Annotated in this window: 10 protein-coding genes and 3 pseudogenes; 1 reads left to right on the top strand and 12 read right to left on the bottom strand. The window is 70.3% G+C overall.

Annotated features, from left to right (window positions below; genetic code table 11):
• Positions 1 to 32: 32 nt before the first annotated feature.
• The 6 genes from AB0G52_RS35675 to AB0G52_RS35650 form a co-directional block, all read right to left on the bottom strand.
• Complete coding sequence (locus AB0G52_RS35675) at positions 33 to 2,879, bottom strand: AAA family ATPase (protein ID WP_361342517.1); 2,847 nt, start codon at positions 2,877 to 2,879, stop codon at positions 33 to 35.
• Between the two features lie 84 nt (positions 2,880 to 2,963).
• A complete protein-coding gene (locus AB0G52_RS35670) occupies positions 2,964 to 3,335 on the bottom strand; it encodes a cupin domain-containing protein (protein ID WP_132891130.1) in 372 nt (123 codons plus the stop codon).
• 181 nt (positions 3,336 to 3,516) lie between these two features.
• Complete coding sequence (locus AB0G52_RS35665; RefSeq protein ID WP_361342514.1) at positions 3,517 to 6,078, bottom strand: SpoIIE family protein phosphatase; 2,562 nt, start codon at positions 6,076 to 6,078, stop codon at positions 3,517 to 3,519.
• 562 nt (positions 6,079 to 6,640) lie between these two features.
• Positions 6,641 to 7,573 (bottom strand): RNA polymerase sigma-70 factor, encoded by a 933-nt coding sequence (locus AB0G52_RS35660; RefSeq protein WP_132890976.1) that lies wholly within the window; start codon positions 7,571 to 7,573, stop codon positions 6,641 to 6,643.
• Between the two features lie 432 nt (positions 7,574 to 8,005).
• Entirely contained in the window at positions 8,006 to 8,347 is a 342-nt protein-coding gene (locus AB0G52_RS35655) for a hypothetical protein (RefSeq protein WP_132890977.1), read from the bottom strand.
• Between the two features lie 14 nt (positions 8,348 to 8,361).
• On the bottom strand, positions 8,362 to 9,717 hold the full coding sequence (locus tag AB0G52_RS35650) for an FAD-dependent oxidoreductase (RefSeq protein WP_132890978.1): 1,356 nt from the start codon (positions 9,715 to 9,717) through the stop codon (positions 8,362 to 8,364).
• A gap of 309 nt (positions 9,718 to 10,026) precedes the next feature.
• Between AB0G52_RS35650 and AB0G52_RS35645 the strand changes: the two genes are divergently transcribed.
• Positions 10,027 to 10,635 carry a flavin reductase family protein gene (locus tag AB0G52_RS35645; protein WP_132890979.1) on the top strand — a complete coding sequence of 203 codons (609 nt, stop codon included), beginning with the start codon at positions 10,027 to 10,029 and terminating at the stop codon, positions 10,633 to 10,635.
• Positions 10,636 to 11,311: 676 nt separating this feature from the next.
• On the opposite strand, the pseudogene AB0G52_RS35640 reads toward AB0G52_RS35645, so the two are convergent.
• The 6 genes and pseudogenes from AB0G52_RS35640 to AB0G52_RS35615 all read right to left on the bottom strand — a co-directional run.
• Positions 11,312 to 11,569, bottom strand: a pseudogene (locus tag AB0G52_RS35640) (transposase); the annotation flags it as partial.
• Positions 11,560 to 11,728, bottom strand: a pseudogene (locus AB0G52_RS35635) (helix-turn-helix domain-containing protein); the annotation flags it as partial. The pseudogenes AB0G52_RS35640 and AB0G52_RS35635, both read right to left, overlap by 10 nt.
• A gap of 937 nt (positions 11,729 to 12,665) precedes the next feature.
• Positions 12,666 to 12,893, bottom strand: a complete 228-nt coding sequence (locus AB0G52_RS35630) for a hypothetical protein (RefSeq protein WP_361342509.1) — start codon at positions 12,891 to 12,893, stop codon at positions 12,666 to 12,668.
• 199 nt (positions 12,894 to 13,092) lie between these two features.
• A complete protein-coding gene (locus AB0G52_RS35625; RefSeq protein ID WP_361342645.1) occupies positions 13,093 to 13,338 on the bottom strand; it encodes a Ku protein in 246 nt (81 codons plus the stop codon).
• A 604-nt stretch (positions 13,339 to 13,942) separates the two neighbouring features.
• Positions 13,943 to 14,650 carry a DUF4232 domain-containing protein gene (locus AB0G52_RS35620; protein WP_132890981.1) on the bottom strand — a complete coding sequence of 236 codons (708 nt, stop codon included), beginning with the start codon at positions 14,648 to 14,650 and terminating at the stop codon, positions 13,943 to 13,945.
• A gap of 367 nt (positions 14,651 to 15,017) precedes the next feature.
• A pseudogene (locus tag AB0G52_RS35615) lies at positions 15,018 to 15,240 on the bottom strand (hypothetical protein); the annotation flags it as partial.
• Positions 15,241 to 15,427 lie beyond the last annotated feature (187 nt).

The raw sequence follows: 15,427 nt of genomic DNA, 5'->3' as shown, positions 1-15,427 counted from the left end.
TCGCGGTCCGCACGTCGAGGCCGGGGCGCCGCTCACCCGGTGCCGTCGGCGACACCGCCCCGTTCGACCGCCAGCCGGGTCAGTTCGACGCGGGTGTTGATGCCGAGCTTGGTGAAGATGTGTCTCATGTGGGTGTTGACGGTGTGCACGGACACATGAAGCCGGTCGGCGATCGCCCGGTTGGTGAGTCCCTCCACGACGAGCGGGATCAGTTTCCGCTCGGATTCGGTCAGACTCCCCCACCCCGGGGAGATGTCCCTGTCCGGCCGCGTGGCACCCGCGCGCACGCCGAGTTGCCGCAGACGCCGCATGAGCCGCTCGTGATCGCCCGCGGCTCCCGAGGCCGACACCAGCCGGCCCGCTTCTTCCAGGCAGCGGATCGCCTGCGCCGTGTCGGCCGAGGCGGCCATGAGCTCGCCGAGGTCCTCGCAGGCCGCGGCCAGAGCCAGTCGCCTGCCGGTGCTCCGGTAGCCGGCGACGGCGGAGGCGAGTGCACGGGGGTCGCCGTGGCGCAGGCCGTCCACGTGGTCACGGACGGCCGCGCTGATCAACTGGCCGTCGTCCCGGGCGGTCAGGGTGCCCAGTGCGCCGGACACGGCCTGCGCGACCGACGGCGCCCCGCCGCGCAGCGCGATGCGCACGATCGAGGGCCAGTGGGACGGCGGAAGGGTGAGCAGCCGCGTCGGCTCGCTGTCCTCGAAGCTGCCCGTGAGTGCCGCCGCCGCTTCCTGGTGCCTGCCCTCCGCGTCCGCCAGGCAGGCGCGCGCGAGCGACACCCACAGGGCGTACCGCCGCGCGGTCGTACCGGCTTCGGCCGCGCGGAGATGGTCCCCCGCCCTGGCGAGGTCACCGCGCCTGATCTCCACCAGTGCCAGCACGGCTCGGGCCTGCGAATTCGGCTGGGTGATCTCGAGTTCGTCCGCCACTGCCAGGCCGGCCTCGGCCTCCACGGCGGCGTCGTCCAGCGCGCCCTGTTCGAGCAGGGCGCAGGCACGGCGCGCGTGCCAGTGCGGAAGCGACCAACCGAGGCCCAGCGCCTCCGCTTCGTGCTGGCCCTCACGCAGCACCCGCTCGGTGTCGGCGAGCCGGTCGGTGCTGGTCAGTACCGTGGCCAGCCACAGCGCGGGAATTCTCGGAGGCCGCAGGTAGGGCACGGTGGGCTCGGCGTAGGCGCGGGCGGTGGCGGCCTCGGCGAGCTCCAGCGCTCGGCCGAGGCGCCCGCGGTAGAAGGACGTCTGCGACTGGAACACCATGACGCTGACGACGACGGCCGGATCGTGGCTCCGGTAGGCGTCCGCGGCCAAGCCGGTGTCCGTCTGCTCGGCGGCGATGATGTTCCCGAGGTACACGTGGCCCGTCCCCTGGGTCTTCAGCAGCAGGACCCGCAGGTCGTGTGGGAGCGCGGGGAGGTCCAGGGCCTGCTGGAGGTGGGTCATGGCGGCGGCGTCGTCGCCCGCGGCCTGGTGTATCTCGGCAGCCACCAGGCGCAGGTTCGCCTCCTGCGGCGGCTCCAGACCGTCCGACAGGGTCGCGTCGACCAGTTCGAGCGCCTCGCGGACCCGGCGGGTCCGGCCGAGGTACTCGGCGGCGTCGGTGAGCAGACCGACGCGGCGCCGGTCGCGCGGGGGCAGCAGGCCGGCGATCCGCCGGGCCAGGTCCGCGGCGGCGTCGGGGGCGGTCGACGACAGTTCCCGTACGGCGGTGTGCAGCCTGCTCACGGCGTCGTCGTCCACCGGGCCGCCCGCCATGACGACATGCCAGGCCACCTCCGCCGACCGTGCCCCGTCGGCGCGCAGGCTCTCGGCGGCCTCCCGGTGCAGCGCGGTCCGCACGGCCGGCGGCAGGCTCTCGTGGACGGCCTGGCGCAGGAGGTCGTGGCGGAAGGCGAGTCGCGGGCCGTCCGCCGAGAGCAGGCCGCTGTTCAGGGCGGCCTCCACGCCGGAGAGCAGGCTGCCGGGTTGTCTGCCGAGCATGCGGGCGGCCGTGCCGAGGTCGAATTCGCGGCCGAGAACGGAGCCGATCTGGACGAGGCGTACGGCGTCCTCCGGCAGCTGGTGCAGACGTGCGGCGACTCTCTGACGGAAGGCGACGGGGATGTCGCGGTACAGGCGGTCGGCCGCGCCCGCCGCTGCTTCGCCGGCGTCCGGACCGGGGAAAGAGCGCACCAGTTCGATCGCGAGGAACGGATTGCCGGCGACGCCTCGTAGCATCCTGGCCAGAGCCGGCAACGGTTCCGTCCCGAGCACGTCGGCCGCGATGTGTTCCAGTTCCAGGTGCGGCAGCGGGCCGAGGGTCAGCCATCGGGCGCCGAGGCGCTCGAGGTCCTCCCGCACCCTGGCCACGGTCGGGCGCTCGGTCTCGGACCGCACCGCCAGCACCCACAGGATCCGTGAGGAGGCCAGTCGTCCGGGCAGCGTGCGCAGCGCGAAGAGCGTGGCCGGATCCGACCATTGCGCGTCGTCGACCAGCACCAGTACCGGAGCACGCCGGGCCCGGTCCTCCAGCGCGTCGGCGATGCTGTCCAGCAACCGCAGGCGCTGGTCGTCCAGGCCCGCGGCGGCCCGGGGAGAACCGTCGTGGGCCTGCAGGGCCGACTGGAGGGCGGCTCCTGCCGCATACTGATCGAACTCGTCGGCCCTTACGGAGACCACGTCGAACCCGCAGCGCCGGGCCCGCTCGTCCAGCTCCGCGAGAAGCCGGCTCTTGCCGACACCGGGCGCGCCTTCCACGACGACGCAGGCGCCCCGTCCGTCGCGCACCGCCGACAGGGCCTCGCGGACGGCCGCGATCTCACGGTCCCGGCCCCGCAGGCGCAGCCCGGTTCCGGCCTGGTTCCCGCGCCCGGGGTCCAGGTGCCCCGTGGGGTCTGTGCTGCGCATGAGGCAAGCATGCCGCAGCCCATATGTGCCCTCAACGCCGGTCCCCTGCCATGCCGGCCGCGGCCCTCCTCGTGAGCCGGCGGATCACTCCGCGGGGCGGGGGGCGCGCAGGTGGGCCCGCTTCTCCAGCTCCTCGTCGTCGACCAGGGTGAGCATCGGCTGGCCCGGCGCACACATCATGAACACGATGTACTTGGCCGGCACCTCCGAGGAGGCGTTGCCGTTCTGGTAGTGGATCACCTCACCGCCCGGCTCCCAGAACGTCTCACCGGCCTTGATCACGCGTTCCGGCTCGCCCTCGAGCTCCCACCGGACCGCGCCTTCGAGGACGTAGCCGAAACACGGCCCCGAATGACGGTGCGGAGGTGTCCCTGGGTCGCCGGGCGGCCACTCGACGAGGACGGTCATGCCCGAGGCACCCTCGGGAACGAAGGGCGGCTTGACGTCCGCCAGCATCCTGGGGCCGAACGCCGGCCCGTTGTCGTGTCCGGCGCTGTCGGTCGCCGGGTTCTGTACCGACACTGTTGCACCTCCGTAGGCCTGCCCGGAACGGATGGTCCGGCACTGCTGCTCCAGAACCACCCTGCATCCTGTCGGCGGCCGTCACAAACCAGCAGCGCGTGACGGCACGCCCGCGCTACCAGGGCAAGGGGTGGCGTCCCGCCACCGCGCCGGAGTCCGCGGCCGTCGCGGAGACGAGGACGTGCCGATCCGCGGGTACGGGTGGCGCTCCGGGCCGCCGTGGGTCTGGCGGCGCGGGAGCCAGGTCCTCCTCGGCCCAGACCACTTTGCCGCCCGGCACGGTGCGGAAACCCCATCTGCGGGACAGCTGGGCGACCAGGAAGAGGCCGCGGCCGTTCTCGTCATGGGTGCACGCGCTGCGCAGACGTGGGGCGCAGGCGCTCGAGTCGAACACTTCGCAGGTCAGGACCTGATGCCGGATCAGGCGCAGAGTGATCTGACCGCTGCCGTGGCGGACGGCGTTCGTGACCAGTTCGCTGACGATCAGCTTCGTGGCGTCCGCGACGTCCCCGAGGCCCCATTCGGTCAGCTGACGGGTGGCCAGGTACCGGGCGCTGCGGGCGGTGGTCTGGTCGCTGGGCAGCGTCCAGGAGGCCACCTGGGCGGGGTCGAGCGTACGGGTGCGGACCAGGAGCAGCGTGCGGTCGTCGGAGGGGGCCTGCCCCGGGAAGGGTTCCATCGCACTGCTGCAGAGTTCTTCCAGGGGACGGCCCGGTTGTGCCAGGGCGCCGCCGAGGCGGCGCATTCCCACGTCGATGTCGTGTTCGCGGGTCTCGACGAGGCCGTCGGTGTACAGGCCGAGGAGACTTCCCTCGGCCAGTTCCAGCTCCGCGGCCTCGTAGGGAACGCCCAGGCCCATCCCCAGCGGGGTTCCGGTGGGCAGGTCGGGAAAGACGACCCGCCCCTGCGGGTCGATGATCGCGGGCGGCGGGTGCCCGGCCCGCGCCATGGTGCACCTGCGCGTCACCGGGTCGTACACCGCGTACAGACAGGTGGCGCCCACGGCCGGGGAGTACTGCTCCGGAGCGTCGGCGTCCTCCTCGGCCAGCCGCTGGACCGTGTCGTCGAGGTGGGTGAGCAGTTCGTCGGGGGGCAGCTCCATGTCGGCGAGGGTGCGCACCGCGGTGCGGAGTCTGCCCATGGTCGCCGCGGCGTTGATCCCGTGTCCGACCACGTCGCCGACGACGAGTGCCACCCGCGCGCCGGACAGCGGGATAACGTCGAACCAGTCGCCCCCGACGCCGTGATCCATGTCGGCGGGGAGATAGCGAGAGGCCGTGTCGACCGCCGCGCCCCCTTTCAGGCGGTGCGGGAGCAGGTTCCGCTGGAGGGCGAGGGCGGCGGTGTGCTCACGGGCGTACTGGCGCGCGTTGTCCAGGGCCAGTGCGGCGCGGCTGACGAGTTCCTCGGCGAGGAGCACGTCGACCTCCTGGAACGGCCCCGGGTCCGAGGTGCGGACGAACAGCACCATGCCCAGCAGGACGCGCCGCGCACGGATGGGAATGAGCATCATGGAGTGGATGCCGTTCTCGTGGATCGTCCGCGCCCGCGCCGGGTCCTGGTCGATCCAGGTGCCGGGAGCGGCGTCCAGGACCGGCTCCAGGTGGGACGTCCCGGTGCGCAGGACGTCGGTGAAGGGTGAGCCGGGCGGCCAGGGGACCACCTCGCCGTGCGCCCACGGGGACTCCGGGACGCCATGGTTGATCGACGCCAGACCGGCGCGCCGGAAGACCGGGAGGCGCCGGCCCGAGGTGCCGATGTGGACCGGGGGGCCTTCGCCGAACGGGACCGACTGTTCGAGGTCCACGGCGACGTAGTCGGCGAGCAGCGGCACGGCCAGGTCGGCCAGTTCCTGGCTGGTGCGCATCACGTCCAGGCTGCTGCCGAGGCGGGTACTGCCCTCGCTGAGGATGGCCAGGCGATCGCGCGCCCGCCTGCTCCCGGTGAGGTCGACGCTGATGACGCACACGCCCAGCACCTGGCCGTCGGCGTCCTGGAGGCAGAAGACCGAAGCCGCGTACGTGTGCTCCCGATGCGGGCTCGACGGCAGCCACGTCCGGTGGTCGTGGACCTGCGCGGGGCCGCCCCGCATCACCTCCCGCATCGCCTCCTCGAGCGCTTCGGCCTCGGCCCCCGGCCGCACGTCGCTGAACCGCCGTCCGAGCCGACGGCCGCGGGAGATGCCGTCGTGGCTCTCCATCGTGTCGTTCACCCACGTGCACCGCAGGTGCGGGTCCCGCACCACGATGCCCATGGGGACGCGGGCGAGCAGCGACTCCCGCACCAGTTCGTTCGTCGTCTCCCCGGAGGCCTCTCCGATGCCGGTCACGGAGACGAGCCACCGGACCGTTTCGCCGCGCCCCCACAGCATCGAGACCCGCAGGCTCATGTCGAGCCGGTGCCCGTCTCTGTGCCGTAGCGTCGTCGTGCCCGACCAGCCGCGCCGGGCCCGGCACCGGTCGGCGAACTCGGCGGTCGTCGGCGCTTCCTGTGGGTACGGCAGGACGGCCGAGGCCGACCGGCCCACCACGTCGGCGGCGGAGTACCCGACGAGCCGCTCGGCTGCCCGCGTCCATCCGACCACCGTCCCCTGCTCGTCGAGCATCGCGATCGCCGACTCCGAGGGCTCACGGATGCTCGGCCGCGTACGGGGTACCGCTGTGTCTGTGCTGATCATCGAATCGTCGTCCTCGGATAGGTGACGGCGAGGCAGGCACCTGCGCTACGCCGGGCTTCGTCGTCGTGGTCGATTCCGGTCTCGGACTTGAGCGCGATTGCACCCCTACTTGTCCCTTTTCAGACCATTGACCGGACGGCACTGCGATCTGTGACAGGGACCGCTGCGGCGCCAGGGCGCCGGACGGTTCTCCCGCGCGGGGGCTGCCGGTGCGGACGTACGGTGCTGGTATCGGCGCCATGCGGGAAGACGGCGCGGTACCGCCCTACGGGTGCCTCGTCCGTCTCCGGCTGCCGCCGGGCGGGGGCGCCGGGCGGAGCTGGACCGGCTGCTGGAGTCCGCCGTGCGCGACACAGGGGTACTCGCGGGTGCGGTCTTCTGCCGGCCTCCGACGACAGACGCTACGGCTGGAGGCGACCGCGGGCCTGCCGGCGGAGTCGCCCGGTTCGTGCTGCGCCAGGCAGGCCTCGACCGCTCGGCGACCCCGGCTCCGTCACCGCGAAGGCCGAGATGCACCGCACCGCGACGGTCGAGCCCGGCCGAGGAGACGGGGGGATGTGGCTCACCGGCCAACCGGCGTGAGGGCGGGCGCAGTTGTGCGGGCGCCGGAGTCGAGGAACGCGGCGATCTTGCTGGGGTTGAACAACCACATCACCCTGCGGATGCCGTCCCCGGAAGCTGCGATCGTCAGGATCGTGGTGGGGGAACCGTCGCGGTAAATGATCATGCCTGTACGGCCGTTGGCCTGGACCGGTCGCGGGTCCGTCCCCTGCCAGAACCGCGGCGTGGCGGTGGCCAGGTTGGCCACGCGCGCACGGCCCACCACGGGTATCCGGGCGGCCCCCCGGATGCCGTTGCCGTCGGACAGGCTGACGATGTCGGGAGCGAGGACGGCTTCCAGCGAGGCCACATCGCCGGTGCGCGCCGCCGAGACGAAGGCGTCCAGCAGGCGTCGATGCTCCAGCGCGTCCACACTCCCGCGCGGCTCACCCGCCAGGCGCTTGCGCGAACGGCTCACGATCTGGCGGACGTTGACGACGCTGAGCTGGAGGACCTCGGCGATCTCCGGGTAGGAGTAGTCGAACGCCTCGCGCAGGACGTACGCGGCCCGCTCGGTGGGGCTCAGCTTCTCCAGCACGAGCAACAGGGCCAACTCCAGAGCCTCCGCACGCTGCGCGCCCACCTCCGGGTCACCACTGGTGTCGACGGGCTCCGGCAGCCACGGCCCGATGTAGGTCTCCCGGCGCACCCGCGCCGACTGCGCCACGTTGATGGCCAGCCGGGTCGTCGCACTGGAGAGGAAGGCCACGGGGCTCACCACCACGGAGCGGTCGGTCTTCTGCCAGCGCAGCCACACCTCCTGGACCACGTCCTCGGCCTCGGCCACGCTGCCGAGCACGCGGTAGGCGATCCCGAAGAGGCGCGCCCGGTACTGCACGAAGTCAGAGACGGCCTCGTCGAGGTCACTCGTCGTGGGGGACGGCTTGAGGTACATGATCCTGTGGTCCAATCGCAGCTGAATCAGAGATCCGGAGCGGCCCCGCCGCACCGGCGGAACGGGCCATGTGAGTGCCGTGGGCTGTTGCCGGAGCGACGGCGGTCGGGCGGGGACATCGCGGTCTCGCGGTCCGCCCCTCGGCTCACATCAGGACTCTGCTCAGGTGATGAGTGCATTCTTCGCCAACAAGGCCAGACTGGGTCATGACGATGTCTGCACGCATCGCATGATCGAGTGATTCGGCCGGTACTGGGCGCGGGCAGTTGATCATGCGGCCCGCGGGCACCGCGTGAGGCGGGTCCGGAAAGCCGGAGTGGCCCGGTGCACCCGCGGGGGCGCATCGCACGATCTGGCGATGCCGACCGGGCCGGCCCACCGGCAGGGGCACCACGGGCCGGAGGCGGCGTCCGGCGGTTCGGCTCGGCGACGTCAGCTCAGCGACTTCAGGAGCACGGCGAAGCACAGGGTCAAGGCCACGCTGACCAGGATCATCGCGGTGAGCGTTCCTCGCAGCCAGTGCGTGAAGCGGTCACGGTGCCGCTGCTGCGCCTCGCTGGCGCTGGCCGCGATGTGTTCCGTCACCATGCGTGCGACGTAGGTCTGTTCCCTGAGGTACCAGCTCTCGATGTCCGCCTTCTGCTCCCGGGTCAGGCCGGGCACCCGCATGGTGAAGAGGGCGACGCGCCGCCGCGCCGCCTCCAGATGAGCGTGCCGGTAGAGGAAGGTCTCGATGTCGGTCAGGCCGCGCGCGGCCTCCTTGCCCGTGTTCATGGCGTGCTCCGCGGTCAGGCGGCCGTGCGGTCACTCGTCGGGCTCTCGCCGGGACGCTGCGGATCGCCGCTCGTGACGAACGCGTCCCGCGGATGCTGGACGGAGGCGAGGGAGACGAGATCCCGGCCGAAGACCGCGGCCGTGAGCCAGACCGTGAGGACGCGGATCTTGCGTTCCCATGAGGGCACGGCCAGGACGTGGTAGCCCCGGTGCATCAGCCAGGCGGGGAGCCCCTTGATGACGATCCTCTTGTACTGGAAGATGCCCCGTCCCAGCCCGAGCGTGGCCACCACCCCCAGACTGCTGTGGCGGTAGTCCTTGACGCGCCCCCCGCGCAGGTCGGCCACGATGTTCTTCGCGAGGCGTCTGCCCTGCCGTACGGCGTGCTGGGCGTTCGGCACCGTGTGGGCCCCCGGCACCGTGGAGGCCAGGTCGGGCACGGCCGCGTCGTCCCCGGCCGCCCAGGCGTCGGGGACGAGTTCGCCGCCGGTGCCCACCCGCAGGTCGGGGCGGACCACGAGCAGGCCCCGTTCGTCGATCGGGAGATCCGAGTGGTTGTGCACGACCGGGTTGGAGGCGTTGCCTGCGGTCCACACGATCAGCGCGGAATCGAACTCCTCCCCGTCGGAGAGCACCACCCGGCCGCCGGCGAGGGAGCGGACCTGTGTGTCGAGGTGGACGTGTGCGCCACGGCGCTCCAGGGACCGCACCACCCAGGCGCCCGGCTCGTCCCCCACCTCGGGCAGGATGCGGCCCCGGGCCTCGACCAGGTGGAAGGAGAGCTCGTCGGCGCTCAGCTCCGGGTACGACCTGAGCATCGCCGTCGCGAGCGACAGCAGTTCCCCGAAGCCCTCGACTCCGGAGAACCCGCCTCCCACGAACGTGACGGTCAGCAGCCGTCGCCGCTCGGGGCCGGGAGGCAGGGAGGCCGCCTGGTCGAAGGCGGTCATCAGCCGGTCGCGGATGGCCACGGCCTCTTCGACGTGCTTCAGGCCGATCGCGTGCCGGGCGAGCCCCGGGACGGGGAAGGTGCGGGTCACGGCACCGGCGGTCACGACGAGGGTGTCGTAAGGCAGTTCGTAGTCCGCTCCGTTGACGGGCCGTACCGTGACCGTCCGGTCCGCGTGGCGGATCGAGGTCACGGTTCCCGCGATCAGCCGGGTGCGCCGCAGGTGCCGCCGCAGCGACACGGCGGCGTGCCGGGCCTCGACCGATCCGGCCGTCACCTCCGGCAGAAACGGTTGGTAGGTCATGTAGGGGCGGGGGTCAACCACCGTCACCCGCGCCTCCGCCGCACTGAGCCTCTTCTCCAGGCCCCATGCGGCGTAGAAGCCTGCGTAGCCGCCACCGACGATCACAATTTCACGCATCAGACCCTCTGTTGGTTGTTGGACACCCTTTAGACAGGGCAGGACCGGAAGGTGTGACACGGCGACCTCAGGATTTCGCGGCGTGCACGATCCCGGCCGATGCGGCGATCCGGTCCGGCAGGAACAGCCCCGCCACGCAGAGCGCGATCAAGGTGGACAGCACCATCACGCCGCGGTCGGTCCGTCGTGGTGGAAGCAGGCTGCGCTCGGATACGCCGGGCCGCCCGCGGAGACGCGCCGTGCGTGAGCCGGCACGACACACCCTGCGGGCTGCGGAAGGCTCGGGTGTGCCGGTCCGATACTCGGTCCATGCGTGTGGAATACGCCCCTGAGGCGATGAGCAGCACCGACTTCTACAGGTTTCTGACATCGGTCGTCATTCCCCGGCCGATCGCCTGGGTCTCCACGGTCACACCCGACGGAAGGACCGAGAACCTGGCCCCGCACTCCTTCTTCAGCATCGCCAGCACCGATCCCCCGATCGTCCAGTTCACCTCGATCGGCAGGAAGGACTCGCTGCGGAACGTCGAGGAGACCGGGGAGTTCGTCGTCAACTTCTCGTCCGAACCGCTCCTGCAACTGATCAACGCCACGGCCGTCGACTTCCCGCGCTCGGTGAGCGAGTTCGACACGGCGGGCATCGAGCGCGAGGACAGCCGAAGCGTGCGGCCGCCCAGGGTGGCAGCCGCGCACGTGGCTCTGGAGTGCCGCTCCCACACCACCCTGCGGATGGGCAACTGCACCCTGATCTTCGGGCGGGTGCTGCATGCCGCGGTCGACGAGGCCTACCTCGCCGACGGCCGCCCCAGCAGCGAGTTGCTGCGCCCCCTGACCAAGCTCGGCGGCGACGAATGGGGCACCCTGGGCGAGGTGCTGCACCTGAACCGCATCCCGTACGAGGAACCCGGCACTGCCTGACCCCCCTCGCGTCCCATCGGGCGGCATCGCTCCGGCAGTATTCGGGGGGACGGCGGCGACGGCGGCCGCCGTGGTGGTGAGCAGACGTCCAGTCAGATACGCAATCGACCCCCGTGCCAGCCGCACCGGTCACGGCCGCTGTCCCAAGATCACCCACCAGAGGCCGGGCCGGGCAGCTTGTCTGCCCGGCCCGTGCACGGGCCTGCTGTCGCACGGGCCGGACACCGGGCGGCCGCTCCCCTCGCCCGCCGTTCACCCGTTTACTCCCTGCCCAACCACCGCCTTCAGCCTGTTCTTTTTCTTCTGGTCTCGAACGGTGTCCTGAAACGACGTCTCGTCCAAGCCGTCCTCTGCCTGCATCTGGCCAGCTCAGACTGAGGTCGGAAAACGCCCAGTCAGGCAACCCACGTGGAGGCGGTACAGGTCTGCCCCTGCATGCCGGGCTCAAGGAATCGGTTCAGCAGCGGACGCCGCCGTTAACGAAGGGCGTCTGGTAGGCGATCTCGTGCCACCACGTGTTCCCGGCAATGTCGCCATATTCGTAGGAGACCTGAAGATCGTCAATGAATGCCTTGACGAAGTCTCCGTCCTCTCCTCGCATCCCGGGAGGCTTGCCTCCCAATGCCTGGGGAGGTCGTCGTTGGTGTACCCGAGCGGCATCGGGCTGTTGTAGCCACTCCGGGTCGCCGGGTGCCCACTGGCCGACTGAGATGAGCCGCTCGGCCACGGCGCGGAGCTGGGCGGCGATGACGGCGCTCGCATCGTCTTCGGGTCCGAGCCGGACCACGTCCAGGACCGACGTCCACGAGGTGGCTGCCGGTTCGAGGACGGCGACGAAGGAGTACGGCCAACCTGGGATGAACGGGGAGGCGGACTTCGCCCGGCTGTAGACGTGGCAGAACAGCAGGTCTGCCGAATACGGCGCGTCCGATCGACAAGGCCGTTGCGCTCCAGCATGGCGCAGGTTCTGGGTGAGCATCTTGTGGCTGATGCCCTCGATCTCGTTGCGCAGTTCGCTGAAGCGCAGGGTGCGATCACCGAGCCCCTCGACGATCAGGAACGCCCATTTGTTGGCGACGTCGGAGAAGATCTCGGCGCGATCGGCCCGGCCGCCACCTACCGGCCCGCCTCCTGACCTCACAGCAAAGGCTCCCCGGAAGTGCCGGCGTCTACGCGCTGCGGCGGGGCTTGCGGGCGGTCGTCTTCTTCACCGCCGTCTTCTTCGAGGCGGTCCTCTTCGCCGACGCGGTCTCTTCGAGGCCGCCTTCTTGGCCGCGGTCTTCTTCCTGGGCCTCTCGTGGACCTGCGCGGTCAACCAGCGCATGCACAAGGGTGGCAAACCCGATACGACGACGGGATCAGAGCGTTAGCGCCTGGTGGGCAACACTGCCGTATCCGCCTCCTGCGGCCCGCTGACCGGCGTGACCCCGACGTTCGCGCAGCCGCCATCCATGGCGCACCATCCTGCAGGCCGGTCAACCCGGCGACGAGCGTGGCCAGTCGGGGGCTCGGGATGCCGGTGAAGATACGACGCTAGTGCTGTGACAGCGTAGGTTCGCCGCTGGGACGCTCGGCATCGGTCAGCGGCAGCCTGACCCGGCTGAACGGTGAGTCATCGAGATCGCCTGGCAGCGTTCGCCCGATAGCGTTCCAGCGTCCCGATGGCCACCACTGAAGTAGCCGCCAACCCAAGATAGATCGGGTCGGCCGGCTCTCGCTTCCAGACACGGAATCCGGCCAACAGGACAACGACCCCAAGTATCGCGACCTGTATCCACCTGATGGCCATGGCCTTCCTCTGGCCATGGCCATGGCCATCAACATCGTCGTCTCTTGCGCGCACTGCAGCTCGTCCAACAGTAGGCATATCACCCGAGGCGTTCCCCGGCTCCCATCCGAAACGACAGAAGCCCTCAACGCGGCCAACCCGGCACTAGCGAGTCGTACGGGCCGGGGAAACGTCACAATTCTTCCAACCCGCATGGTTTGGGTCAGGTTAGGGCCATTCCTGTTGCTCGTGTGTCACGACGCTAGTTCTCCTCGGTAGCGAACAGCTCCAGGTGTGCGCAGCGGGGACAACGGTACGCATCGATCTGCCGTTTCGGTCGGCGCCTCGTATCGACGGCAAAGCCGAGCAGGCCTCGCTTGAGGGGGCCCGCGATCCACCGCGTGTACCCACGAGCCTGTGCTCCGCTGTCCTCGACGAAGCCCAACTCCAGTGCCTCCGTACCGCACTGGGTGCACCGTATGTTGTTCACTGGCGGAGTGTACTGAGCGGTTGGCGGGCGGTGGTCATCGGGGCCAGTTCTCTGTCGTCCTCATCCGAATGACGCACAACGAACAGCAATGGTCCAACGCACACGGTGACATTCACCAAGGTGTTGCGCGTCCGTGCCGGTGTCCTCGCCGCGCGAGGCCTTCGCCTTGTCCACGCACTCCTGCAGCGCGGCCATCAGATCAAGCACCTTGCCCGCCGGCTGCGTGCAGGACGATCACGTTCTCCCGCACCCGCAGCAGCCCCAGGCGCTCGCGGCCGCTCCACGCGAACTTCGTCACCGCGACCCGCGAGGACCGCTCCAGCGCCTGACGCAGCAACTCGTACGGCTTCGCAGGCTGCAGGTAGTAGCCCTCCCCGCTACGCAGGACGTCGACCGACTCCCACGGCACGAACCCGTGGATCTCCAGCGCCTTCGCCGTCGGCAGCGGCAGATTACGCAGCTCCTCGTCGGTGATCGGGATGACCTGCGTCTTCGTCAGCCCCTAACCCTTGCCGATCTCATCCGGACGGACCTCACGGTCCTCCGCCTCGCAGAACTCGCGCACCCGGCCCCGGGCCGTGTCCTCCACGCGCGCTGAGCGACGATTTTTGCCAGGAGCTGTGCCCAGCGGAAGCCGGTACGAGATTCGGCGAGAATTCGACAAGCTTGATGCGGCATGACAAGAGTTGAGGAAATGACATTCCTGCGGCAAACCCCACAGGTGACAACAAGACTGCCTACGTGACAACTATCGCGGCGCTTCGGCTCAGTGATGAGTCGAAGCTCAGAAGTTATCACCGGCGAAGCCGGCTGAACGGGCGGCCAGGGCCGGTCGAGGCAGCCTGGTCGTCACCCATGAGGCATTCGGCTTGTCACACGTGCTCATCCGGCAGGCCTTCTGTCACCAGTACCGAAGATCCGGCATTCCTGGAGGCTGAGGGCGATTCCCGCTGGGAGCGCCGTCGATCTCGGGCAGTCGGCCGGTGCGGACCCGAATCGCTCCCCGCCGATCTTGTGCAGGCAGGCGACTGAACCTGGCCGACGGGCCGTCAGAAGTCGTAGGGCTTCTTGGTGTTCCAGTTCAGTACGTCGGCCTCGCTCCAGCTGAACTGCGGCTTCTGCCCCTTCATGACGACGGAGTAGAAGGGGCCGTTGTGACCGTCCGCACCGCGCAGCGCGATGGCGAGCGACTGCGCCGTGTGGTTCCTCGAGCCGTAGTCGAAGAGGTTCACCGCGCTGTATGCCTTGCCTCCGGGCTGGAGCGTGATGTGCTTGTCGCCCCCCGGGGTGTCCTTCTTCGAGTGCGGCAGTGCGACGTTGTCGACGTTCCAGTCGAGCACCACGGCCGGGTACGAGATGACCCAGCAGGGCTTGGTGCCCTCGTTCACCGCGGTGATCAGCAGGTGGTCGCCCTGCTGACCGGCGAACCGGTGCACCGCGGTGACCAGCAGCTCGTCTCCGCGGCACTGCTGGACGCCGGCCGTTGTGCCCTTGTTCGCGATCTCCTCCGTCCCGCCCGAGAGGGCCGCCGGGCGCGCCCCCTCCTTGCGGCCACCCCCACTGTTGGCCTGCTCCGCCCTGTCCTTGCCGTCCCCGTCAGACGCGGACCGGCTCTGCGCGGTACCAGCGGCGTGGTCGCCGCCTGCCGCCTTCGAGCTCTCGCCGGCGCCGCAGGCGGTCAGCCCCAGCGCCAGTGCGGCGGTGACGGCGGCCAGGGCGGCGGAACGGACGGTAAGGCGGGCACGGTACGTGGTCATGATGAAAACTCCCCCATGGTCTGTCAGGCGCGGCGCTCCCCCTGCTCCCGCAGGGTGACCGGCCGCATCGGCTGTTTCGCTGCACCCCATGAGATGACGCCCAGGCGGGCATTGTTCACCCGGTTCTGTCCGCATTCGGTAACAAGGCAAATGGGCTCAGGCACGCCGGTATCCCACCGTGCCGTCTGGAGCCGACAACGACACAACGTCTGCCACTGGCTCAAGCAGGCAGACGATCACCCCTACTATCGCGCCCTCAAACCGGTGCTCGACGCACACGCCGAGCCGCTCACACAGCTGACGAGGGCCCGGAGCCCGGCCAGTGACAGCAAGCCTGCCTGTGTGACAACTATCGCGCTACGGCACATCAGTCCGGGCTCGCCGGCTGTTCGGGGCACGGCTGCCACAGGCCGAACTCCAAGTGCTCGATGTCTGTGAAGCGACCTCCTCCAGCCGGCCGGCGCGGCGGCCGCTGCCCTGGAAGTACACCTCCTTGCACCCATGGGCGGCGATCTCCCGCAGGCGCTGCTCGATGGCACCCTCTCCTGCGCCTCGAAGTGCCGGGCGGCGTACTGCGGCGGCAGCGCCACCGCCGGACTCTCCTGCGGAGCATGTCCCTCGCGTCCTGACGGAGCGTCGCCGGACCCCGCTGCGCGCGGCGCTCGCGGGCTCCCCCGTGCGATCTAGGGCGTGTTGCGAAAGTCCCGTCGTCCGCCCGGAGGGCGGGCCGCGCGGCGTCAGGTGCGTGCTCTCGGCGTGCCGGGCCCTGATCCACGT

It is taken from the genome of Streptomyces sp. NPDC021562 (genome assembly GCF_040640875.1).
Taxonomy (GTDB): domain Bacteria; phylum Actinomycetota; class Actinomycetes; order Streptomycetales; family Streptomycetaceae; genus Streptomyces.
This window is presented reverse-complemented; position numbering and strand designations above follow the sequence as displayed.